Consider the following 23868-nt stretch of genomic DNA (forward strand, 5'->3'; position numbering starts at 1 on the left):
TTGGGCAGGGCCCGGTCCAGCAACTTCTTCCCGGCCCGGTCCAAGGCAACAGCATGGTGCTCACCCTTGCCGACATCCAATCCGATGAACACTTCAACGTTTTCGTGGTTCCTGATCACCTGGCGCACCTCCGGTCCTGGACACTGACTACCGTGCCAGCCTGACCATCGGTGTCAGGGCCCCGCACCCACGTTACGCACGACGTTCCTAAACTGTCCTGCCCCTATTAGCGGTCACCCTGCCACCCGCCCGGACCCGGTGACAACACTCTCAGGATCATCCAACAACAGAGCGTGATAATCATGCCGGACCCGGTCAGGCAAGCACACCCACATCCTGCAACAGAACTGGGCTACGAAAAAGGTAACGAGCGTTGGGTGGCTACGCCAGGGGGCGGTGCATCTCCACGGCCTCTTCGTGCCTGGGGCTGTCCGGATTCATCAGCGAATGCTTGCGGCCGTAGCCGAAGTAGATGATCAGCCCGACCACCAGCCAGACGAAGAAGCGGAGCCAGGTTTCCCAGTGCAGCTGGAACATCAGGAAGGCCGAGGCCAGCACACCGAACGCGGGGATGACCGGCATGAAGGGCAGGCGGAAGGCGCGCGGAGCGTCGGGCTTCTTGTAGCGGAAGACGATCACCGAGAAACAGACCACCACAAACGCGGCCAGGATGCCGATATTCGTCAGGTCTGCGACGGCCTTAATCGGGAAGACTCCTGCCAGCAGGGCCGACGCGACGCCGGCAATCCAGGTCACCCGCTGCGGGGTTCCGTGGTGGTCCGTCTTGGCGAACCAGCCCGGGAGCAGGCCGTCGCGGCTCATGGAGAACCAGACGCGGGTGACACCGAGGAGGAAGGTCAGCATTACGGTGAGGATGGACAGCACCGCAAACACGGAGATGATGGTGGCAATGACGGGCAGGCCGACGCCGCTAAACGCGGAGGCGAAGCCGGCCTTGGGATCGATGTCCTTGTAGTTCTGCATGCCGGTGAGGACCAGGGTGGCTGCCACGTAGAGGAGCATGGCGATGATCAGCGACAGGATAATCGCCTTCGGCATGTGCTTCTTGCCGTCGGTGGCTTCCTCGGCCGCGGTACTCATGGCGTCGTACCCGAACACCGCGAAGAACACAGTGGCCGAGCCAGCCAGCACGGGGCCGAACCCGCTTGGCATGAACGGGTTGTAATTGTTCGTGTCGATGTAGAAGATGCCCAGGCCAATAATGAACAGGATCAGGACAACCTTGATGGCCACTGCCACCAGCTCAAACCGGCCGAACGCCCGGGTTCCCCGGGAAAGGATCCAGGTCACGATGAGGCAGACAACAATGGCGGGGATGTTGACGATTCCGCCCTTGCCCTCGTCCGGGGTTGACGTCATCCAGATGGGCATGTGGATGCCGATGCCGGAAAGGAAGGCATCGAAGTAGCCGGAAATACCAATGGCCACCACGGCCACGATTGCGATGTATTCGAGGAGCAGGTCCCAGCCGATGAACCAGCCGATCACTTCGCCAAGGGCCACATAGCCGTAGGTGTAGGCCGAGCCTGCGCGGGGAATCATGCCGGCAAATTCCGCATAAGACAATGCGGCGGCCGCCGAGGCGAGGCCCGCAATCAAGAAGGAAAACAGTACGGCAGGGCCCACGCCCGGCTCGCTCTCGCTGCCGTGGGCGACGAGGCCCGCCAGGGAAAAGATGCCGACGCCGATGATGCCGCCGACGCCGATGGCTGTCAGCTGCCACAGGCCCAGGCTTTTCATCAACCCGCTGTGTTTGTTTTCTTCTTCGATGTCGTCAAACGGCTTACGCCGCATGATCGACTGGGATAAATCTTTTGTTCTCATCAGGGACTCCTGCATAGATGTGGACCCATCAATCCGCCCTGTGATGGGGGTTACTCAGTCTGTTTAGTATGCAAGCCCGGTTGCATTAGATAAAGTGAATTCTCCTAATTAATATTCATTAGATTTAGCGAAGGAACGGCCATGCTTGATGTCAGGCGATTGAGGCTGCTCCGTGAGCTCAAAATCCGTGGAACCCTGGCCGAGGTGGCGGACGCCCTCCAGTACAGCCCATCGTCGGTTTCCCAGCAGCTGGCGCTGCTGGAGAAGGAGGCCGGGGTGCAGCTGCTGCGCAAGACCGGACGGCGGGTCCAGCTCACCCCGCAGGCCGAAGTCCTGGTGGCGCACACCGCTCACCTGCTCGAAACGCTGGAACAGGCCGAGGCCGATCTGGCCGCAAGCCTCACCACCGTGTCCGGGACCGTCCGGATCGCCGTCTTCCAGTCCGCCGCCCTCGCCCTCATGCCGGGCATGCTGACCCGGATGGCGTCCACGTATCCCGAAGTCAGGATCGAGATGGTGCAGCGCGAACCGGAAACGGCGTTGCATGAAACGTGGGCCCGGGACTTTGACCTGGTGATCGCCGAGCAATATCCGGGCCACGCCGCCCCGCGGTACGCGGAACTGGACCGGATCCGGCTGACCGGAGACGCCATCCGGCTGGCCGTCCCCGGACCGGACAAGGGCCTGCAGCCCATCCGGTCACTCGAAGACACGGCGGACCTTGCCTGGGTGATGGAGCCGCGGGGTGCGGCATCCCGCCACTGGGCTGAACAGGCGTGCCGCAGCGCCGGCTTCGAGCCCGACGTCCGGTACGAAACCGCGGACCTGCAGGCGCAGATCCGGCTGATCGAGTCCGGCAACGCCGTCGGCCTGATGCCCGACCTTGTCTGGACCGGCCGCGAAACGTCGGCGCAGCTGCTGCTGCTGCCCGGCAACCCGCACCGGACCGTCTTCACGTCCGTTCGGCGGTCCAGCGCCAAGCGGCCCGCCATCCTCGCCGCCCGCGAGGTGCTGGCAGTTACAGCCGATTCGATTGCCCCCGCGGGCCCGGTCCCGCCGGAGGCAAAATCGGCATAATCCCCAGGAAAACAATCTGGTGGACTCCCCGCGGGATGGTGGGAAGTTCCCTGCGTCACAGCGCGAAAGTGCGCCGGGCGTTAGACTGGGCACGTTATGAATCGCACAATGTTTAAGTCCAAAATCCACCGGGCCACTGTCACGCATGCCGATCTGCACTACGTGGGGTCGGTCACCGTTGACCTGGACCTGCTGGAGGCTGCGGACATTCTTCCCGGAGAGCTCGTGGCGATCGTTGACGTCACCAACGGCGCCCGGCTGGAGACGTACACTATCGCCGGCGAACGCGGTTCGGGCGTTATCGGCATCAACGGCGCGGCTGCGCACCTGATGCACGAAAATGACATCGTCATCCTGATCACCTATGCCGAGATGACCACCGAAGAAGCCAGGGCCTACACGCCCAAGGTGGTCCACGTGGACAAGGACAACAAGATCGTCCAGATCGGCAACGACCCCGCCGAGGGGCACACCCGCGGCCTGATGCGGCCGCCGTTCGCCCTCAACAACTCCGCCCTGAACTAGGCATCTCCTCCGGAACAGCCCCGTCCGGATACCGAGATCCTTCCCACACTCCGGCTGCGGGCTGAATAAATCTGATTAGGCTGGGATGGTGAACGCCAACCCGCTCCCGCCCGGCCTGCCGGGGAACCTGTCAGGGACATCCGGGTGCTAGGCGTTCTCGCGGGCTTCTTCGTAGTGTGGTCCATCATCCTGGTGGGCATGTTCGTGGGCCGCCGGAAGATTCTGGGAGAACACGCCCGGCCCGTGCTCAGCTCGCTGACGTTCTTCGTGGCCAGCCCGGCGCTCCTTTTCGAGACCCTTAGCAAGGCCAAACTCCACGACGTCTTTGCCGCTCCCCTGCTGGTGACCGCCGCCGGCGCGATGGTCACGGCAGCAATCTTCTTTGTGATCGTCCGGTTCCTGCTGAAACGGACCGTCCCGGAATCGCTGATGTCGTCCATGAGCGCGTCCCTGGCGAACTCGGCCAACCTGGGTATTCCCATCGCGGTGTACGTCCTCGGCGACGCCAGTTACGTGGCACCTTTGCTGATCTTCCAGCTGGCGTTCTTCACCCCCCTGTTCCTGATGGCCCTGGATGCCACGACCAGCGCCCACCGGACCACCCCTGCCGGCTTTGCGCTGATGATCCTCAAGAACCCGATGATTGTGGGCTCCGCACTGGGCCTGGTGGTCGCGGGAACGCACTGGCAGGTGCCGGAGCTGGTCATGCAGCCGATCCACCTGATCGGAGGGGCGGCCATCCCGGCCATGCTGATCGCGTTCGGCATGAGCCTGAACGGCTCCCGGCCCTTGCATGCAGCCGCCGGCCGCCGCATCGACACGGTCCTCGCCAGCGCATTCAAACTCGTGGTCCATCCGGCCATCGCCTATCTGGTGGCACGGCTGATCGGCATGGAGGGGCAGGCCCTGTTCGCCGTCGTGGTGACGTCTGCACTGCCCACCGCCCAGAACGTCTTCGTCGCGGCCAGCCGCTACCGTACAGGCATCACCGTAGCCAAGGACACAGTGTTGATCACCACGGTCGTGGCAGTACCGGCCATGATCTGCGTGGCCCTGCTCCTCACCTAGGCTTTCTGGTGCTGATCCAGGATCCGGGCACAGCGGATGAAGCCCAGGTGGGAGTACGCCTGCGGATGGTTTCCCAGGTGCGTTTCGGTACCGGGATCGTACTCTTCGGGCAGCAGGCCGGTGGGGCCGAACAGGTTCACCAGCTGGTCGAACAGGTCCCAGGCCTCCTCGATCCGGCCCACCGCCACATAGGCCTCGATCAGCCAGGTGGTGCAGATGTGGAAGCCGCCCTCCAAACCCGGCAGGCCGTCGTCGTACCTGTACCGGAAGACCGTGGGTCCCACCCGAAGCTCCCGTTCCACGGCCGTGACGGTGTCCAGAAACCGCTGGTCGTTCACGTCCAGCAGCCCGGACAGGCCGATGTGCAGCACGGCGGCGTCGAGGTCGGGACTGTCGTAGGCCACCGTGTAGGACGCGGCGCCCTCATCCCAGCCCTCGCGGAGGACCTCCTCGCGTATTGTTTCGGCGGTGGGCGCCCATGCGGGCTCCGGCGCCCTGCCGTGCCTGGCCGCGGTGCGCAGCGCCCGGTCCAGGGTCACCCAGCACATCACCTTGGTGTAGACGTGGTGCCGGGGTGCGCGGCGCGCTTCCCAGATCCCGTGGTCGGCCTCATGCCAGCGGGCCATCACGGCGGAGGCCATCTGGACCATCAGCTCCCAGTGCGAATCCTCCAGAGCGTCCTCCCGCTCGCTCACTGCGCAGATCAGCTCCGCGATGGGCCCGAAAACGTCCAGCTGCACCTGGTGGTCCGCGGCGTTGCCGATCCTGACGGGGCGTGATCCCGCATAGCCGGGCAGGCTTTCGATGATGGCCTCCGTGGACAGCGGCGCCCCCGTAACCGAGTACAGCGGGTGCAGCCATTCAGGCCCGGGCGCGTTGTCCAGGATGCGGCCCAGCCAGCGCAGGAATCCGTAGGCTTCCGTGGTGGAACCCAGGTCGACGAGCGCGTTGACGGTCATGGAGCCGTCCCGCAGCCAGCAGTAGCGGTAGTCCCAGTTCCGGGTGCCTCCGATTCCTTCGGGCAGCGAGGTGGTGGGGGCTGCCAGGACGGCGCCGGTGGGTTCGTGCACCAGCGCGCGGAGCACCAGCGCCGAGCGGCGCACCAGCGACGGCTTGACGCCCGGCAGGTCCAGGTCCTGGACCCACCGCCGGGAGTGATGCGCGACGGCGGCGCGACGCTCGGTTTCGCCGCCCACCCCGGTGTGGCTGGGCTCGGTGTCACCGCAGCGCAGGTTGAGCACCACGGGTCCGTTCCGCAGGTTAACGTCAGCGGTGGCCGTGGCATGGCGGCCGTCCGAGGTGATGGAGAAGCTGACGCCGGGGGCCAGCAGGATGATCGGATCGGACGTTCCCACCACGTGCAGCTCCTCGCCGCGGGCCTCCATGCTGAACGGGGCGTTGGCGTAGTCCGGCCGGGGTGCGAAGACGATCCGGGCCGCGCCGCTGCCGGACAGCACCCGGACCAGGCTGGTGATCCCGTCCGGGGCAGGCTCGAGGTAGTCCGTCACGGTGACGTCGGCCCAGCGGGTTTCCACGATCATGGTGCTGTCCACATAACGCTGCCCGAGGACCTGGGACGCCTTGACCGGTTCCACCGAGAAGTGGCCCGCGGCGTCGCCGCCCAGGATGTGGGCGAACAGGGACCCGGAGTCCGGCAGCGGGTGGCTCATCCAGCACACCTTGGCCTCGGGGGTGATCAGGGCAGTGGATGAGCCGTTGCCGATCATGGAGTGGCGCTCCAGTCCAACGGCGTCCTCCCCGAAGAGCCAGGCGCGGCGCAGTTCGAACAGGATGGCCAGGACCCGGGCAAAGGATTCCGGATCGCGGAGGCGGTGGGCTGCCCCGGTGGGTCCCTCCCCCACCTTGATGCCCATGTCGGGGCCGCGGAGGGTGGCCATGGCCAGTTCGTCGCTGGAGGCGTCGCCGGCATAGAGGGCGGCGCTTACGCCCAGGCGGGCGCGCAGGTGCTCCAGGGCGTCCGCCTTGGACGGTTCCACCACGGAGAGGTCCAGCACGGAGCCGTCCACGATGTAGAACAGGCCATGGGCGCGGGCCACTTCCTCGGCCTTCTCCAGCACTTTGGCGACGATCGCGGGCGAGGCGGGCCGGGTGTGCACGGACACCGCTACCGGCTTGCGCTCGATGCTGATCCCCTTGTAGGCACCGATCGTTTCGACAAGCGCCTGGCTTGCCTGCTGCAGGACCGATTCGGTGGCAAGGGACAGGCCGTGGGCGAAACCCATGTCGAACTCGGCGCCGTGGGACCCCACCAGGTGCACCTCCGCCGGGAGCCTGGAAACCGCCGCCAGGTCCCGCAGCGACCGGCCGGAGATAACGGCCGCGTGGGTGTTGGGCAGTGCGGCCAGGGCGCGAAGCGCAATTGCGGCGCTGCCCAGAGGCAGGGTTTCGGTGGAGATCCCCTCCGCGTCGCAGAGCGTTCCGCCGTAGTTACAGGCCACCAGCAGCCCGGGCGTGCGGGCCAGGATCTTGAGTTCAGCCAGCAGGTGTGGCGTGAGACCGTCGTCGGCGGCATCGGACTGCACAAAAGCGCGGAGCAGGCCGAGCGGCAGGGAACGGGTCAGGAGGGCAGAATCGGCCACGGACTGATTGAGCGGAGTAGGCACAGGCGACGTCCTTCGGATAATCCCCAATGATGCGTGAGAGAAGTCCGGCGAGGGACATACCCCCAGTCTCCGATGCCGTGGTTACACCAGAATATCCCTGTCATTGCGGGAATGTAACGTGTGCTCCGCCGTCGATTTGGGGACGGGGCGGGGCAGCTATCCCCGTGCCCGTTTCAGCACCACCACAGTGGCGTCGTCGGAAACGTCGCGGCCCGAGGCCAGCTCCAGGACGGCGTCGCAGGCCGCTTGGGCGCTGGCGCTTCCGGAAACGGTGCCGGCCACGACCGCCGTCAGGACCTCGACGTCGGGATAGACATCCAGCAGTCCGTCGCTGACTACAGCGAGGCAGTCGCCCGGCTCCAGCGAAACCCGGTGCGCATCCCACTCCTGGTCAGGCCATGCTCCCACCGGAGGGCCTCCGGTGAGCAGCCGTGAGCAGCTTCCGTCCGCTTTGATGTGCAGCGCAAGGCCGTGGCCGGCGTCCAGGTAGTCCAGGATTCCGGTGGCCGCATCAAGCCGTGCGTGGAAAAGGGTCACGAAGGATGCGGACTGTTCGAGGTCCGCTTCGAGGATCCGGCCGGCCGAGCTGAAGGCCTCACTCAGCGGCGTCCGGTGAGCCACTGAACGCATGACGGCACGGACGGTCGCAGCAATCAGTGCGGCCCCCATGCCTTTGCCCATGGCATCGGCCAGGGTCAGCTGCAGCCCGCCCTCGCTCGGGTACCAATCGAAGAAGTCGCCGCCAACATTGCGGGAAGGCCGGAAGGATCCGGCGATGTCAAAGCCGTCAAGGGACATGCCTTCCGCCGGGAGCAGGCTGCGCTGGACCTCCACGGCGCGGCGCAGTTCGTCCCGGGCTGCGGCTTCATGGACGGCGCTGGCGCGCGGCCTGCGGAACAGTGCGGTGATCCGGGACGCGAGCTCTCGGGGGCTGAAGGGCTTGGTGATGTAGTCGTCCGCACCGGTGTCCAGCCCGGTGAGGCGGTCCAGTTCCTCGCCGCGGGCGGTGATCATCAGGATGTAGGCGTCGGAAAACCGGCGCAGTTCGCGGCAGACCTGAACGCCGTCGATGTCCGGCAGGTTCAGGTCCAGCGTCACCAGTTCCGCGCCGTCGCGCTGCATCAGCTCGACGCCGGCCCGCCCGGATGACACGGCGGACACCTGGAAGCCCTGCTTGGTGAGAATGTGGACGAGGAGGCCGCGGATATCGTCGTCGTCCTCAATGACCAGGGCACGGCGTACGTCCGGCTCATCAGTCATGCCCTTATTAGACTCCGTGCGGGCCGCAGTTGTCACATCGGTACCATCCGGGCCGTCCCGCAACACCAGGGCGGGACGGGTGCCCGGGACATCGGTGATGCCCGGGCACCCCGAGCGGTTACTCCACGCGGGCGCGGACCGCGCTTCCGCCCCCGGGCCCCGGCTTTGCCGAACTGTTCAGCCGAGGCGGGTCCAGATCTGGACCGCCGTCTGCGGATTTGTCGGCCATGACACCGGAAGCCCCGCCGACCGGCTCCGTCCTCGCGTCCGCCCTCGCATGGGAGGGAAGGTGCGAGTGGCGGTATTCGTCGGCACCGATCACACCCGCTGCACGGTCCTGGGATTCCAGCACGCGGGCGTAGGGCAGCGCCAGCCAGAGCGCCAGCACGATGCCGATCACGCCGCCCGCGAGCTTCCCGATAATGAGGGCAAAGACCATGTTCGGCTGGAAGTTGGCGCTGAACGCCAAGTGGTCTCCGAAGGTAAATGCAGCGCAGACTGCGAAGGCGATGGTCAGCACTTTATCCCGGGGCGGCATCAGCGTGATGATGCGAAACAGAGCCAAAATGTTCGCGGCCCCGGCGAGCAGGCCCGTGGCCCCTTCTTCGCTGAAGCCGAGCTTCCCGCCGGCTTTTTCCAGCGGTTTGGCGAGCCAAGTACGGATGGCGTAGACCATGGGGAAGGCTCCGGCGAGCATCACTCCGATATAGCCGGCCACCTCCAGTGCGCGGAACTGATCATCGGCGTCGGCAATAAACGGTGCGAGCGGCCACGGCCCGAAGACGTCGAACACGTTGGTGAAGTACTGCACCACGGACAGCGCCAGGGCCAGCTTGATCAGGATGTCCAGGAACCGGCCGAAGTAGATGAAGCCGGTGACCATGATCCGGGAAGCGAACCGCAGCCCGAGCGCCAGCAGGATCACGAAGACCGTCAGCGGCAACAGGTTAAGAAGGATCTCGCCCAGTGGCAGGTCGAAGGGTGCCGTCGAGGCCGAACTGGTGGAGACGTCCTCGCGCAGAGGGGTATGGGCGGTCTGCAGCAGCAACGTGATGATGAAGACGGCAAAGGGGATGGCCAGGAGGCCCGCCATTACGCCGAGGGCCATGTACTTGTGGTCACGCTTTTGCAGCATGGCCAGGCCCACCGGGATGGAGAAGATGATCGTTGATCCGGCGGTGAAGCTGACCGCGAAGGCCATGATCCAGGCGCTGTGGCTGCCGGCGGTCTCGTGGGCAAGGTGGTAGCCGCCCATATCGCCGGCGATCAGCGTGGTTGCCGCCAGAGAGGGGTCGGCGTGCAGCAACGAGTACAGCGGTGCCACATAGCGGGCAACCAGGTCGCTGAGGATGGGGATGAAGCACATGATGCCCGCCACGGGCAGGAAGATGGGCCCGATAGAGTAAATGCCCTCTTTGAACTCCTTTCCGAAGCCTTTTTCGTCGTTGAAGATGGCACTGACCGCCCCGACGAGCAGGAACGCCATCATGATGTAGATGATTACTTGGCCGATGATTTCCATGGTTGGTCCGGTTCCGATTCGTTGATCAGGCCAGCAGGGCGCGGGTGTGGTCGTTGAGGAAGACGCCGTAAGGATCGAATTCCCGGCGCACGGCCACGAACTCCTCATACCCCGGGTACAGCGCTGCGACCCGTTCGCGGGTCAGGAAGTGGATCTTGCCCCAGTGGGCGCGGGCATCGAAATCCTGGAGCATCTCGTCGACATCGCGCAGGTAGGGCCAGTAGTTGGTGCCGGGGGCTCCGGAGACGGAAAGTACGGTGGTGTTCCTGCCCTGGAAGGGGGAAAGGTAGCCGTCTTCCGCCTTCACCCAACGAACTTCGATGGGGTACTTCTGGTCCGCGTGGCGGGTACGGATCAGGTCCTGCAGCGCCTCCACTGCCTCCCGGCCGCGCTCCATGGGCACGTAGTATTCGAGCTCGTGGAACGGGATCATGAAGCCGCCGGCGTAGATGCGGTATGCGCGGTCGCGCCGGGCCCCTTCAACGCTGGAAAGATCGGTGCTTTCATCGAGGTCCACGGCGTTGTAGCGCTTGGTGTAGCTGCGGTTGATCATGGATTCTCCCGCTGGGGTGGGCAGTTCGTACAGCCCCGCGGACTCCTCACCCTGGCACCAGAGGAAGGAATAGTGGCGGTTGCTGGCAATATCAGTATCCCAATTCGCCACCGTTTCCCCCCATGTGGGGTACGTGATCTGCTCGGCCAGATGGTAGCGCGGAGAGACCGCCAGCTCCACTTCCAGGAGGATTCCGAGCGTGCCCAGGGCCACCTGCGCGGCCTTGAGCTCGCGCAGGTCGTTTTCGCCGATTTCCACTATCTCGCCGTGGCCGTTGATCAGCCGCGCCCAGCGCAGGGCGGAGGAGAAGCTGCCCAGTTCGACGCCGGAGCCATGGGTACCGGTGGACAGCGCCCCTGCGATGGCTTGCTTGTCAATATCCCCCTGGTTGGTCAGGGAGAGTCCGGCGTTCCAGAGCGGCTCGCCGAAGTCGCTGATCGCAGTGCCGGCCCGGGCCCGTGCCCGCAGCCGCTCGGTGTCGGTTCCGGTGATACCCGAAATCCCCGCCAGGTCCAGTAGGATCCCGCCGGTCTGCACCAGCGGGGTGAAGGAATGCCCGGCACCAACGGCGCGTACGGGCAGGCCGGCCTTGATGGCATAGCGGACCACCTCGAGTACTTCCGCGTCGGTGCGGGGGCGGACGGTATAGGCGGGGGTGGCTGACTGGTTGCCGCCCCAGTTGCTCCATTGGCGGTGGATTTCATGCGGGACGGCGGGGAACTCGGTGGTCAGGGTCTTGGTGGGCATGGTGTGTCCTTGGTTTGTCAACGAAAGGTGCGGAGTGCGAAATGCACTGGGAAGGGTGGGGCGTCGAGTGTCTAGGCGCCGTGGTTGGTCATGACGTGCTTGGTCCGGCTGAAGTCGTCCAGGGCGTAGAGCGAGAGATCACGGCCGTAACCCGACCCCTTGAAGCCGCCCCACGGCACCTCGTTGGCGAGTACTAGGTGAGAGTTGACCCAGACAGTGCCAAAATCCAGATTCCGGGGAATCGCAGTGCTGCGTTTGGCATCGCTTGTCCATACGGACGCGGCCAGGCCGTACTCGGTCTCGTTGGCCCGGCGGACGGCTTCTTCATCAGTCGCAAAGGTCTCCACCGTAACCACGGGCCCGAATATCTCGTTGCGAGTGGCCTCGGAGCCCTCGCGGGCATTGGTCAACACGGTGGGAGCGATGAAGTAGCCGGGCCCCGGCAGCGGACGGCCGCCCACCGCTGCGTGCAGCCCTTCGTCAGCGGCGCGTTCCAGGAAACCCTTCACCCGCTCGAAGTGGGCTTCAGACACCATCGGCCCGATCTCGACGTCGGCCCCGGCGCCAGGCTCGCCGACCACCAGGGTTCCGACTTCGCGGACCAGTTCTTTGGTCAGGGCATCGGCGACGCTTTCGTGTACCAGGATCCGGCAGGCTGCGCCGCATTCCTGGCCGGAGTTCCAGAAGCCGGCGGTCCGGATGCCCCGGGCAACCTCGGTGAGGTCCGCATCAGCGAACACCAGGACCGGGGCTTTGCCGCCAAGCTCAAGATGCACCCGCTTGCGCGAGGGTGCAGCCGCGGCGGCGACGGCGGAGCCGCTGCCAACGCTGCCGGTGAGCGCCACGAGTGCGACGTCGGGGTGGGCGGACAGCCGGGATCCCACAGGATCACCGTAGCCGGTGACGATGTTGACGACGCCGGCCGGGACGATATCCGCGATGAGTTCGGCCAGCTTCAGCGTGGTCAACGGTGTTTGTTCCGAGGGCTTGAGCACCACGGTGTTGCCGGCGGCCAGGATGGGAGCGAGCTTCCAGGCCGCCATCAGCAGCGGATAATTCCACGGCGTGATGACACCAACGACGCCGAGCGGCTCGCGCAGGATGACGGAAGTATGCCCTGCGGCGTAGTCACCTGCGGCAAGGGATGTCATTGTCCTGCAGGCCCCCGCCATGAATCGGAAGGTGTCGATGGCGCTGCTGACATCGTCCTCTGCCACCGCCGGGGGCTTTCCGGTGTTGAGGGACTCCAGCCGCATGAGGTCACCGGAGTTCGCCGCCAGCCGGTCCGCGATCAGGTGCAGGATTTCGGATCGCTCGCGCGGGGTCATGGCCCCCCACGCCGGCTGGGCGGCCCGGGCGGCGGCCACGGCGTTGTTTACGTCTTCAGCCGTCCCCGCCGCCACGGCGGTGATGGTCTCTCCGGTAGCGGGGTTGACGACGTCGATGCTGCCGCCGCTGCCGGGGATAAAGCTGCCGTTGATGAAGTGGCCGGCGGGAGCCAGCGCATCATCGCGGTGGCCTGCCCCGCCGGCGCGGCGGATTTCGGGGAGGGTATGGGAAATTATCTGTGTCATCGCGGACTCCGGATTTCTCGGGTGCGTTGTTGCGAGGGGCGCCTGCAGTGTGCGCCGCATCACATTTGGGGAAGATAATTCCATTGAACTTTAGTTTTAAAGGTTTGACAAGGGTGCAGAGGGAAGTTTTTGTCCGCGAGGCGGTTAGCCGACTTTTAGTATTCCCACATGCCAGGGGATTCGCCCGGGCACTGCGGAAGGCACTGGCACGTAATCCTCGAAGAGTGCCGCTAGCGCCGAAGTGTCAGCGGCACTCAGGAGCGTTCCGGTGGAGTGTCGCGCGGTATTGGATGTGACCACGCGTCCACCGTCGTTCAGCAGGACCACTGCGCGGTCCCTCGAGGCCACGGATTTCAAGAAGATCGACGCCAGTACGGGCAGGCAAATATCCGCCCCCAGCGCGCTCGGGCTCCCCTCCGCGGTCTGGAAAGGAACGGCCAGGGTCACGATGTTGAGGTCCGTGCCGCCGCTGTCGATGTAGGGCCCCATGGCCAGGGAGTGCCCGCTTGTGGTTGGCAGCTGAAACCAGCTCATCGCGGAATAGTCGTAGTACCGGATGGAATCAGGGTTGAAAACGTGGGCCGCGAATTCGGGTTCACCGCCGTGCCCCACTCGCCACCATTCCAGCCACGATGCAGCGTCCCGAAGGACATCCTGGCCGAAGGCTATGCCAGCACCGTCTACTAATCCCTCGTGGCGGGCAATGATGGCCTGCAGCTGCGGGCGCAGCGGCTCGAAATCCGCCTTCGCGGGTCGCCGGTCCGGAGCATCTTCGGCGATGCGCACGATATCCGGGAGCAGGCTGTTGAGGTCATCAAAGACTGCATCCAGGCGAGTGCCGATGAGCTCCGCCGTGGTGCGGATGATCCGAGAGAGCTGTTCCGGGCTCATGCTTCCTCCGGGGTCGTGGTAGCCAGTTCGAGGAAGAAGTCCAACAGCGTTTCGGATTCGCGCTCGAAGTGTGCCGCGGAAAGGCGGTCAGCAGCTTCCTCGTCGCGTCGTTCGATGGCGTCGAGTATGGCGTCGTGCTCTTCACTGGCCGTTTTGACGGATCCTGCTGAGGGGCCGGCAATCCACATCAGCGCCGCCAGCTCGCTGTGGACCTGGATAGTGGCGTTGGTCAGCCGGCGTGACTGGGCCGCCACGCCGAGGCTGATATGGAAACGGCTATCGGTCCGCCGCAACTCCTCGGCTGTCGAGGCACGCGCGAAACGGTCCGCCAGTTCGCGGGATCGCCGCAAATCCTGCTCGTCCGCCCGGAGTGCCGCCCGCCGCCCTACACCGGCCGCGACCGTGGCGGCAAGATCGCCCAAGTCACGCAGATCCTCCGGGCTGCGGCGCCTGAACTCGGATAGCAGCTGCTCCGGAGTGGCCAGCGCCTTTCCGCTGATAAAGCTGCCGCCCCCACGGCCGCGGCGCGTTTCGACCAGACCCTTGAGCCGCATCTCCGCGAGGGACTGGCGCAACGTAATCGAAGATACGCCAAGCTGTTCAGCCAGGACATTTTCCGGCGGTAACTTGTCGCCGTCGTTGAGCAGGCCCACCGCAATGGCACTTTCGAGCTGCCGCGAAATCCGGTCAGATAAGCCCGCACCAGAGGCATCGACCCCGCGCAGCTGGGCGATCATGTCAATGGTCCCGACGTGGACCGCCGTGTCGACGTCCGGGCTGTGTGCACTCACGCGGCAACACTAGCACCGCCCCGGTTTGCGGCACTGGCGGGTGCCCCTAGGCGCGGACCAGCCCCGCAGCCTTGGCGAGGAGTTCCACGGACCGCAGCCGGGCCTCGGTTCCGTTGCTTTGGTGGGCAACGATCAGTTCGTCCGCATCGGCGTGGGAGGTGAACTCATCCAGGTAGTCCATCACCACATCCGGGGTCCCGATGGCCGAGTACTTCATCATCTGGGCCACGTGCTGGCCCTGCGGCGAGTCGAGGATCATGTCCGCCTCATCGTCGGTGAACACCCTGCCGTTGCCAAAGAACAGTGACACGCGTGCGCGCTTGGTGGCCTGGAACATCTCCTGGGCCTCGGAAGCGGAATCGGCCGCAATGACGTTCACGCCGGCAATCACGTGCGGGGTGTCCAGCTGGGCCGAGGGCTTGAATTCACGGCGGTAGATGGCTACCGCATCCTGCAAAGCATTGGGAGCGAAGTGCGAGGCGAAGGCATACGGCAGTCCGAGCTGCGCGGCGAGCCGGGCCCCGAAAAGCGAGGACCCCAGGATGTACAGCGGCACGTTGGTTCCCTTGCCCGGCGTCGCTTCAACGCCCTGGATGCGGGTGGGGCCGGTAAGGTAGCCCTGCAGTTCCAGCACGTCCTGCGGGAAGCTGTCTGCGGACATCGGGTCGCGTCGGAGGGCGCGCATGGTGTTCTGGTCGCTGCCGGGCGCACGGCCCAGGCCGAGGTCGATACGGCCCGGATGCAGCGTCTCCAGCGTGCCGAACTGCTCGGCGATGGTCAGAGGCGAGTGGTTGGGGAGCATCACGCCGCCGGCACCCAGCCTGATGCTGCTGGTGTTGGCCGCAATGTGGGCGATCAGCACGCTCGTGGCCGAGGACGCGATGGAGGACATGTTGTGGTGCTCCGCGTACCAGACCCGGCGGTAGCCCAGCTCCTCCGCCCGCTGCGCCATGGCCACACTGCCGGCGAAGCTCTCGGCCGCCGTCTGGCCCTTAGCGATGGTGGCCAGGTCAAGGATGGAAAGCGGAACAGTCACGGAGGAGCCGGCCTTTCGTAGAGCGTTGCGGTCGCCGTTCCGGTAGCGGAACAGGCACACTGGCGACAACGACGGCGGCGGCCGGGATATTTCTGCACGTCGCCGTGGCGCCGGACACGCGGAAGCGGGGCCGCTGTTACCGGCGACCCCGCCCCGTTTTAGCTCGCTTGTGCTATTTGGTTGTTTCCGGCACCTACTTCAGCTTGAAGTTGGCCTCGATGCGGGAGCCGTCAGACGCGACCATCGAGAGCTGGTAGCAGGCGCCTGGCATGTTCGGCGTCTTCCAGTTGTAGATGTACTGGCCACCGGTCGAGTCGTACCGCAGAGACGTGTTGCCGGTGGCCGTGATCTCGATGCTGTCCTGGATTGCCAGCGGGCTGCAGGTGATCTGCCGGACCCCCATCTTCACGATGCTGGTGTCCGTCAGTTCCGTGGAGCCGGCGAACAGTTCGAATTTGGCAGGGACGGTGCTCCCGGCCTTCACCGTGTTGAAGACGCCGCCCATGTCGATGGGCTGATAGAACCCCTTGGTCGCCCAGTTCTTGACCGTGTAGGTCTGGGTGGTTGTGGAGGTGCGGCCCGCAACATCGGTGGCCGTGGCGACCAAGGTGTGGGTGCCGGGCTCGGTAGAGTACTTGCTCACGACGCAGCCGGCAGGACCTGACACTTCATCCGTTGCGGTGCACGTGGGCTCGGCGCCCAGGAAGCCGAAGTACGCATCCGCCAACACCGAATCGAACGTGGCCACAGGGTCCGTCAGGTCCACGTTGAAAGCGGGGCTGGTCTCGGCGTTGGCAGGCGTGGTGTTGTCCGCGTTATCCGTGAAAGCCGGGCTGGCCAGGACCATGTCCGAGCCTTCTCCGTGGGAGACCGAGGTCTTGACGGCGGTCTCCAGACCGGACAGCTCATCCGAACCGGTGAACGTTGCCGTCACCGGGCCGGTGAACCAACCGTTCGCACCCTGGTCCCCGCTAAGGCCGGTGAAGGCAACGGACGGCGCCTTAAGGTCGATCTTGTAGTTCACGGACGCCGCACCGGCCTCCGCAATGTTGCCGGCAACGTCCTCAAAGGCAGGGCTGCCAACGACGACGGCGGCCCCCTCGCCGTCGGATGTTGCGGTCTGTGTCGCTACGGCCGGCCCCGAGACGGCGTCCGTTCCGGTAAACGTCGCCGTGACGGGGGCGTTGTACCAGCCCTTGGCGTTCGGCGCCCGGTCGGCCGCCGTGTACGCCACTGACGGGGCCGTGGCATCGATTTTGAAGCTATGGATGACGGCTCCGAGGGCCGAGGCGTTGCCGGCAGTGTCGCTGAACACCGGGCTGCGGACCTCAATGGCTTCCCCTTCCGCGCCGTCGGCTGTGGTGGCGCTTGCCGTTTGCGACGCCGGACCGGACGTTGCATCAGTGCCGGTGAAGGTTGCTGTGACGGGGCCCCTGTACCAGCCGTCGTTACCGGCCGGGCCGTCGGCTCCCTCGTAGCTGACCTCTGGGGGTGTGGCGTCAAGGCCCACCGGAACGGTTTCCTTGGAGGTAGTGCCGCCCGCGCTGGTTGCGGAGCAGGTGTACGTGATCTTTACCTGGTCCGCCGAAATGATCTGCTGACCGCAGCCTTCAGTAGTCAGTGACGCGGGCGAATCCGTGTCGGTGACCGTCCAGTTGAGGATCAGCGGCACGGTGAACCATTCGCTGAGGCCGTTTGGGGTTCCCGGATCGAGGGTGTAGCTGATCTGCGGGCCGCTGGGGTCCACGATGTCGTAAATGGCGGAGCCGCTGGCCGTCAGGCCGCCGCGGTCCGTGTAGCTGCAGTTCGCTGTCTGCTGTCCGATGCCATCCGCCGCGTAAGGACCAGTGATGGCGCTGAGTGTTGCGGCCACGGACCTGGTCCCGTCTTCGGCGTCCACGATGTTGCAGGAGGCTGCGGGGACGGAGCCCTTGGCATAGGACGCGCCGGTGCTCACTCCGGTGACGGTGATGGACGGCGCGGTGTTGGCCGGCGCAGGGGCCACCACGTTCACAGTGAACGTTGCCGGGGCAAGGTCGAAAGTTCCGCCGCTGTTATTGAACGTTTGGGTGGCGCTGATAGTCGCGGTGCCGGCAGCCACCGGGGTCACGGTCAACTCTTCCGTGTCCCCACAGCTTGTGAACGTCACGGGCGAAGGGCTGACGGTTGCCACGGCCGGGTTGCTCGAAACCAGGCTAAGCGTCAGGGTGGTGCTGCCGGTCAGATTGCAGCCGTTCTTGCCGTCCTCGTTTGCAGTCCGCAGAGCCAGAGTGGTCTTGCCGACTGGACCGCCAACGTTCAGCGGCATGGTCTCGGCCTCCGCGTCGACGCTCGCATCGATACTGTTGTAGATAGCGTCAGCCTGCGCCACACCGGCTCCGGCGAGGAGCAGTCCGCCCGCCGTCACCGCGGCCAGGAGCTTACGGGCAGCGCTGCCTGCAGACCATGCGGAGCCCTGGACCACTCCCAGCGCTGGTCTTGGTCCCTGCCCGGGACCCCTTCGATCTGATCTGTTCACTGCAGCGCCTCCCTCGCAACAATGCGGCCGTCGTTGGCCGCAAATGTAGTCCTGATGCTAGGGGTGGACGCTTCAAAAAACACCAGTAGGTTCCACTCGACTTGGAGTGCCTCCATACCTGTTTTTTACGTTTAGTACTCAGTTTTCACTCAACCAGACTTCAGGCACCACTGCGCACTCGTGTCACACGAGTTTCGGAACAGCTATTCGCAGGCGTAGTTGTAGTCGAGGCCGTTGGAGACATACTGCGTCACTGCGACCGTGCTGCCGGGCGTGAGCCCTTCCAGGGCGCAGTTGGACTTGGCGCCCTTTAAAGTTCGCGCCCCTGCGAGCCAACTGGGAAGTCCCGCTAAATTGCTGGTGGAGGGGACCGCTCCGGCAATCTTGCCCCACTGGTAGCCGGTGGAATAGATCCCGACGTCGGCGCCGATGCTTTCGAAGTAGGCGGTCATACCTTCCAGGTCTGCCCGGTTGGCTTCGGTGTCCGGCTGCCAGCTGTTTTCGGTCTCCACGTCCAGCCACCAGAAGTAGTCCTCCGGGTCATCGACGCCGCGTAATACGGCGTCGTCGTAGGCTTTCGCATAGCCGTACACATAGGCGCAGGCTTTGTCGTTCTTGCCCCCGCACTTCCCGTAGGGGTTGTCCACCATGGTGCCCATGTAGAAGTTGGATGTGGGCCACCAGGACCCGGCCAAGCCGGGGTTGGCGGTGTTGACGTAAAGGGCGACGCGCGGCTGGCTGGTCGCCTGCGGATACCTGACGCTGGACTCGGCCCAGTCCAGCTGATCCTCAAGGCAGGGATTCGTGGCGTTCGCTAGTCCGTTGTTGACGCCAACAACCGCGAAAGCCAGCCCCTCGGGGAGGGTCTTTCCACATTGCGGCCATGAGACATCGATGCCCACGCGATCGGACGTGCGCGGGGGCGCCGCCGTCGCCGGACCACTGCCCGCCAGGGCCAGTGCTAGCGCCGTGGCAACGGACAAAACCATCTTCAGCATCGATGCGGCCATACCAAAGCTTACGTCGTGGCCCCTTCCGCAGGAATACTCAGCATGCTTAGCGGGTTGCCTCCTTAGGAGCCGGGCCGAACGGGCCGGCAGAACAGGAGCACAACATGGCTAACATCCTGATGGTCGTATCCGCCGCGGATTCCCTCACCATGCGCGACGGCAGCAAGCACCCCACCGGCTACTGGGCCGAGGAGCTCGTGGTCTCGCACCAGACCCTGCTCGACGCCGGACACAGCGTCCGGATCGCGACCCCCGGCGGCGCCAAGCCCACCGTGGACGAGGTCAGCCTCGCCGCCGAGTCCGCCGGCGGCCAGGACCGCGCGGACAGCTTCCGTGAGTACCTCGCCAAGATCGACGCCGAGCTTTCCGCGCCGCTGGTGCTCGCCGACGTCGACCCCTCCGGGTACGACGCCGTGGTGATGCCGGGCGGCCACGGCCCCATGGCGGACCTCTACCAGGACGCCGACCTGGGCCGCATCCTGGCTGAGGCAGACAGGGCCGGCAAGGTCATCGCGCCGTTCTGCCACGGCCCGGCGGGCCTTCTCAGCGCCGTTGACGACGACGGGAAGTTCGCCTTCGCGGGGCGCCGGCTCACCGTATTCTCCGACGACGAGGAACTCAACGGCGGCACCGGACCCAACACGCCGTGGTTCGTGGAGGACGTTCTCAAGGAAAAGGGCGCCATCGTGGAGAACGGCGCAGCCTGGGGCTCCAACGTGGTCCGCGACCGCAACCTGATCACCGGGCAGAACCCGCAGTCCAGCGAGGACGTGGCGAAGGAAGTCATCAAGGCCCTCGCGGAGTAGGCAGGCGCGCCGGAAAGGCGGCGGCCGGACCGTTTCGTCCTGCCGCCGCCGTCGCACTGGCCCAGACGCTGGGCCAGGAATCGCACACCGTTCCCACCGCCTGGGCCGATTGGCTCCTCGGTGTGGAGTCCGGCAGATACGAGGCCGTGCTCTCCAACGTCCCGGACACCGACGAGCGGAAGCTGAAGTTCGACTTCGCCAGCTACCGGACAACAAGCTTGGTTTCTAGGCCAGGAGTGACAGCTCCGTCACCAAGGTGGAGTCCGCGCCGGATGTTGCCGGCAAGCGCGTGATTGTGGGGTCGGGGACCAACCGGGAGTCCATTCTTCTGCGCCGGGATGAGGAGAACAAAGAGAACGGCCTGCCGGCCGTGGAGTTCCAGTATTACGACGACGACTCCGCCTCCTCGCTCGCCCTCCAGTCCGGACGGGCGGACCTGACGTTCGTACCGAACGCGACGGCGGCATTCAAGGCGGCTTCCGACGCCAAGACGAAGTTGGTTGGCCTGGTGGACGGCGGCTGGCCGCTGAAGGCCAGCATCGCGCGGCCACAGGGTTGCCTAAGAAGTAGCCCCTCCCGCAGCTCCCCGTGGCGAACTTCGGCGCCGCGGAGATGTCCCTTACGGCCTAACTGATGCGGTCAAGGACCATGGGCGCCAGAAGCTCGGCGTATTCATGGTTCAGATGATTGGCGTCGTAGTACACATCGACACCGCCTACGACTGTGTAGCACTTCTCAGGTGAGCAGAAGTAATCAGTGAAATCCAACAGAACCACGTTTCCGTTGGCTGCACCCTCGACCCCCGCCACAAGAGGATCTGCCGGCTGCGCCAAGTTCCGCTCAACAGCACAATCCGCTGGGACGCCTGCGTGGAGGAGCGTGCAGTCCGGCGAACGGACTGCTTTGTTCAGGGGAGGATCCGCGAGCACGTAGACATTGGCGCCAGCGTCGGTCCAGTTTTTCCACGTTACCCGCAGCGCTGCCGTGAACTGGTCAAACGGGGGTTTGCCGGAGCCGTCGTCGACAGCCTGTTCACGAGCGAAGGACGAGGTGAACACAGCCGCGGGGCGCTCCGCCACGACCGTATCGGTGATGGACTTGGCCCAGGACATGCACTTCCGGGCGTGTCCCTGATCCCGTCCCGCGCCGTCGAACCCTTGGAAATGGGCCGTAACCAGTGGACAGCCGCCCAGGTATGCGGTCTTAACGATCCATTGGCGTTCCCGTGCAACTTTGAACACAGCCGACTGCCAATGCTGAGCATGGGAATCACCCACGAGCCAAACTACGTCCGCTCCCGCCACCCCGGCTGAAAAATCGCAGTCGCGCCGGCTTTCATCTCCGTCCGGGATAACGCACTCCACGGGTGTCGGCGCGTTGTCTCCGCCAGTCACGGGTGTGACTGAGGGCCCGAATCTGTCCGGACAATCTGCACCAGGCAGGAGGGCCATGGGCCCGTGGCAGGGTTGCAGAGCTGCGGCCGCAGACGCTTGCTTTGCCTCCGCATTCTTGAAATCCGTGGCCTGAATTTGAGTGACGGCCAGAACTGCGATGAGTGCTGTGGCTACTGCCATCGCCGAGAATGTCCGTCGCGGGGAATGGCTCAGGTAGCTGGATGTTTGTCCGCGATCCTCAACGAAGCTCTTTGTAAGGCCAGCCAATATGACGGCCGCGACGACAATCAGGATACGATCAGAATTTTCCAGCGGTCGGGACAATGCGTACGGCGCCATGACAATAAAAGGCCAGTGCCACAAGTACAAAGAATAAGAAATATTCCCAAGGTACTGAATGGGCGGCCAGCTAAGCGTGGTCCTCAACGGCGCGAAGCGGTCGTCGCTGCCGGCGACAAGCACAAGAACCGTGCCGAGTACGGGAACTACCGCGAGCCAACCGGGAAAGGCCGTTTCCTTGCCAAAAAAGAGTGCCGCACCCCAGATCATCGCGAAGCCGCCGAGACTTAGTACCGTGGCGGAAAGGGGTCGCGCTCTCCGCTGCCCCATAGTCAATGAAACAAGCGCTCCCGCCCCGAATTCCCAGGCACGGACCGGCGTTACAAAATATGCCTGTTCGGGGGACAACACGGTGACAACAGCGGATGCCAGAAACCCTAATACCGTTACGGCTGAGACGCCTATCCAGATCATCCGTCGGGAAGACACGTGCAGCCGGGCTGCAAGCGCGAACAACGCTACAAGCAGCAACGGCCACACGAGGTAGAACTGTTCTTCAACGGAAAGGGACCAATAGTGCTGGGCTACCGTGGCCGTGGCCGTCGAAGCCGAGTAATCGATGGATTTCGCAGCGAGTAGCCAATTCTCGGCATAAAGAGTGCTGGCAAGAACCTCTTGTGCCGTCGTCACCCAGCGTGAAAAAGGCAGCCACACCAATGAGCAGATAAGGGAGACTGCCAAGACCAGGAATGCCGCCGGGAGCAGGCGCCGGACCCGCCTGGCGTAGAACGATTTGAGGCGAATGCTGCCGCTGGCATTTAGTTCCTTAAGCAGATGCGACGTGATGAGAAATCCGGAGATCACAAAGAAGACGTCCACTCCAACATAGCCACCGGTCACCTCATCCGGCCACATATGGTTCAGGACCACCAAACCAACTGCTAACGCCCGGAGTGCTTGGATGTCGGCGCGAACAATACGCCGCCTGAGGTGCTGCGGGGCTTGCTTTAGTAGCCGTCCACCAGAGCCAACGGCCGAACGCTCTACGATGCTCATGTTTAGATACCTAGCCTGGACAAGGCAGCATCAATGTTAAACGCCAACGCTTGGGCTCCTCCATCGTTCGGGTGCAGGTGGTCGGCGGCTATGAGAGCGGGATCCCCTAGCCAATTAGCCGACAAGGCGTCAATATAATCCGCGCCGGCAGCCTTAGCTGCGAGCGCTAATTCACGGTTCGCTTCGACAATTCGGGGTTCGGGTTCGCTGTTATCCCACATCGGTCCGATCACCACTAGGCGGGCCCTGGGGTGGTTTGCTTTGAGGCGGCTGAAAACACTATCCGCGGCGGTTCGAACAAGGTGCGGGAAATGCACATCATTGCGGGACCCGGCCACGATGATCACATCAGGATCTCCAGTGACTCTGTCGAGGATTTTTCCGAATCCCCCATTGCCATAACCTTGGCCGCCCACTGCGACATTCTGGATCGGAAACCCCCGTGATTCCGCAACAATGGCCGGCCAAGCCTTGCTGTACCGGTCTGTACTGGAAAATGAGTCGCCGACTACGGCGATGGAATCCACTTGTTTTTTGGTAGAAATAGCCCAGCCTGCCGCAGTCCCCGCAGTAGCGAGCATGCAGCTCGCAAGAATGGCCACTCCTATGCGGCGCCGCGGGCGGCGCACCGCAGCATGACGAGCGTTATTCAAGATGTCCCCCAAGTTGTCACAAGGAACCTATGCTACTCTGCCCCCCGCCCTCAGCTGCGCAGAATGCACTTTGTGGCGGCAGCAGCTGCCAAGAGCGCGACCGTGGCAGGCAGCCTTCCCCGCGCCTCCCCATGGCGAACCCCGGGGCCGCGGCGTACGCTCATGACATGACCCCGCAAGAGCTCGCCAACCTTGCGCACCTGCGCCGCGCGCGGGACCTGATCGATAGGGACTTCGCCCGCGCCCTGGACGTTCCCACCATGGCCCGAAAGGCCCTGATGTCGCCCGCGCACTTTTCGCGGCAGTTCCGGGCCGCCTACGGCGAGACTCGCTACAGCTACCTGATGACCCGGCGGATCGAGCGGGCCATGGCGCTGCTCCGGGGCGGCATGAGCGTCACCGATGCCTGCATGGCTGTGGGCTGTACGTCGCTGGGATCCTTCAGTTCGCGCTTCACGGAACTCGTGGGCGAACCGCCCAGCGCATACCGGCTCCGGGAGCACAGCGCTGTGGAAGCGATGCCCGGCTGCGTGGCGAGGCTCGCAACGCGGCCCAGCCGGCGACGCTCCGGCACCGGCGACGGCCGCCAAGTGAGCAGTATTCGAGAAGCGTCACTGGCTCCCGCCGAATAGCTTGGTT

19 protein-coding genes are annotated in these 23868 nt (G+C 64.7%); 6 read left to right on the plus strand and 13 right to left on the minus strand.

Annotated elements, in window-relative coordinates; translation table 11 throughout:
* Window positions 1–381: 381 nt before the first annotated feature.
* Complete coding sequence (locus tag TV39_RS20135; protein WP_043485243.1) at window positions 382–1845, minus strand: amino acid permease; 1464 nt, start codon at window positions 1843–1845, stop codon at window positions 382–384.
* A 141-nt stretch (window positions 1846–1986) separates the two neighbouring features.
* On the opposite strand from TV39_RS20135, the gene TV39_RS20140 reads away from it, so the two are divergent.
* From TV39_RS20140 to TV39_RS20150, 3 genes are all read left to right on the plus strand, one after another.
* Window positions 1987–2922, plus strand: a complete 936-nt coding sequence (locus tag TV39_RS20140) for a LysR family transcriptional regulator (protein ID WP_043485245.1) — start codon at window positions 1987–1989, stop codon at window positions 2920–2922.
* A 96-nt stretch (window positions 2923–3018) separates the two neighbouring features.
* The gene (gene panD, locus TV39_RS20145; protein ID WP_200891066.1) at window positions 3019–3447 is read left to right on the plus strand and encodes an aspartate 1-decarboxylase; all 429 of its coding nucleotides are present in this window, start codon (window positions 3019–3021) and stop codon (window positions 3445–3447) included.
* 144 nt (window positions 3448–3591) lie between these two features.
* A complete protein-coding gene (locus tag TV39_RS20150; RefSeq protein ID WP_043485250.1) occupies window positions 3592–4515 on the plus strand; it encodes an AEC family transporter in 924 nt (307 codons plus the stop codon).
* On the opposite strand, the gene TV39_RS20155 is transcribed toward TV39_RS20150, so the two are convergent.
* From TV39_RS20155 to TV39_RS20200, 10 genes are all read right to left on the minus strand, one after another.
* Window positions 4512–7139, minus strand: coding sequence for a trehalase-like domain-containing protein (locus TV39_RS20155; RefSeq protein WP_043485252.1), 2628 nt, complete (start codon window positions 7137–7139; stop codon window positions 4512–4514). The two genes, TV39_RS20150 and TV39_RS20155, sit on opposite strands and share 4 nt — an antisense overlap.
* 156 nt (window positions 7140–7295) lie before the next feature.
* Window positions 7296–8399 (minus strand): PP2C family protein-serine/threonine phosphatase, encoded by a 1104-nt coding sequence (locus TV39_RS20160; RefSeq protein WP_043485254.1) that lies wholly within the window; start codon window positions 8397–8399, stop codon window positions 7296–7298.
* A 118-nt stretch (window positions 8400–8517) separates the two neighbouring features.
* Entirely contained in the window at window positions 8518–9921 is a 1404-nt protein-coding gene (locus tag TV39_RS20165) for an ethanolamine utilization protein EutH (protein ID WP_082049925.1), read from the minus strand.
* 25 nt (window positions 9922–9946) lie between these two features.
* On the minus strand, window positions 9947–11221 hold the full coding sequence (locus tag TV39_RS20170; protein WP_043485256.1) for a D-arabinono-1,4-lactone oxidase: 1275 nt from the start codon (window positions 11219–11221) through the stop codon (window positions 9947–9949).
* 71 nt (window positions 11222–11292) lie between these two features.
* Entirely contained in the window at window positions 11293–12795 is a 1503-nt protein-coding gene (locus TV39_RS20175; RefSeq protein WP_200891067.1) for an aminobutyraldehyde dehydrogenase, read from the minus strand.
* Between the two features lie 144 nt (window positions 12796–12939).
* Window positions 12940–13686 carry a cache domain-containing protein gene (locus TV39_RS21485; RefSeq protein ID WP_052500643.1) on the minus strand — a complete coding sequence of 249 codons (747 nt, stop codon included), beginning with the start codon at window positions 13684–13686 and terminating at the stop codon, window positions 12940–12942.
* Complete coding sequence (locus TV39_RS20185) at window positions 13683–14477, minus strand: FadR/GntR family transcriptional regulator (RefSeq protein WP_052500644.1); 795 nt, start codon at window positions 14475–14477, stop codon at window positions 13683–13685. Before TV39_RS20185 ends, TV39_RS21485 begins: the two co-directional genes overlap by 4 nt.
* 46 nt (window positions 14478–14523) lie before the next feature.
* A complete protein-coding gene (locus TV39_RS20190) occupies window positions 14524–15513 on the minus strand; it encodes an LLM class flavin-dependent oxidoreductase (protein ID WP_043485297.1) in 990 nt (329 codons plus the stop codon).
* 193 nt (window positions 15514–15706) lie between these two features.
* Complete coding sequence (locus tag TV39_RS20195; protein WP_144406485.1) at window positions 15707–18031, minus strand: PxKF domain-containing protein; 2325 nt, start codon at window positions 18029–18031, stop codon at window positions 15707–15709.
* 203 nt (window positions 18032–18234) lie between these two features.
* On the minus strand, window positions 18235–19041 hold the full coding sequence (locus tag TV39_RS20200) for a hypothetical protein (RefSeq protein ID WP_043485260.1): 807 nt from the start codon (window positions 19039–19041) through the stop codon (window positions 18235–18237).
* Window positions 19042–19145: 104 nt separating this feature from the next.
* Here TV39_RS20200 and TV39_RS20205 point away from each other — a divergent pair, with 104 nt between their 5' ends.
* Window positions 19146–19847 (plus strand): type 1 glutamine amidotransferase domain-containing protein, encoded by a 702-nt coding sequence (locus TV39_RS20205; protein ID WP_043485262.1) that lies wholly within the window; start codon window positions 19146–19148, stop codon window positions 19845–19847.
* A 68-nt stretch (window positions 19848–19915) separates the two neighbouring features.
* On the plus strand, window positions 19916–20140 hold the full coding sequence (locus tag TV39_RS22875; RefSeq protein ID WP_442853515.1) for a hypothetical protein: 225 nt from the start codon (window positions 19916–19918) through the stop codon (window positions 20138–20140).
* Between the two features lie 333 nt (window positions 20141–20473).
* On the opposite strand, the gene TV39_RS20215 is transcribed toward TV39_RS22875, so the two are convergent.
* Window positions 20474–22576 carry an acyltransferase family protein gene (locus TV39_RS20215; RefSeq protein ID WP_043485264.1) on the minus strand — a complete coding sequence of 701 codons (2103 nt, stop codon included), beginning with the start codon at window positions 22574–22576 and terminating at the stop codon, window positions 20474–20476.
* Between the two features lie 2 nt (window positions 22577–22578).
* Window positions 22579–23103, minus strand: a complete 525-nt coding sequence (locus tag TV39_RS21880; protein WP_160292513.1) for an SGNH/GDSL hydrolase family protein — start codon at window positions 23101–23103, stop codon at window positions 22579–22581.
* A 293-nt stretch (window positions 23104–23396) separates the two neighbouring features.
* On the opposite strand from TV39_RS21880, the gene TV39_RS20225 reads away from it, so the two are divergent.
* Entirely contained in the window at window positions 23397–23861 is a 465-nt protein-coding gene (locus TV39_RS20225) for a helix-turn-helix transcriptional regulator (protein WP_043485301.1), read from the plus strand.
* Window positions 23862–23868: the final 7 nt, after the last annotated feature.

This window comes from Arthrobacter sp. SPG23 (genome assembly GCF_000876655.1).
Lineage (GTDB): Bacteria > Actinomycetota > Actinomycetes > Actinomycetales > Micrococcaceae > Arthrobacter.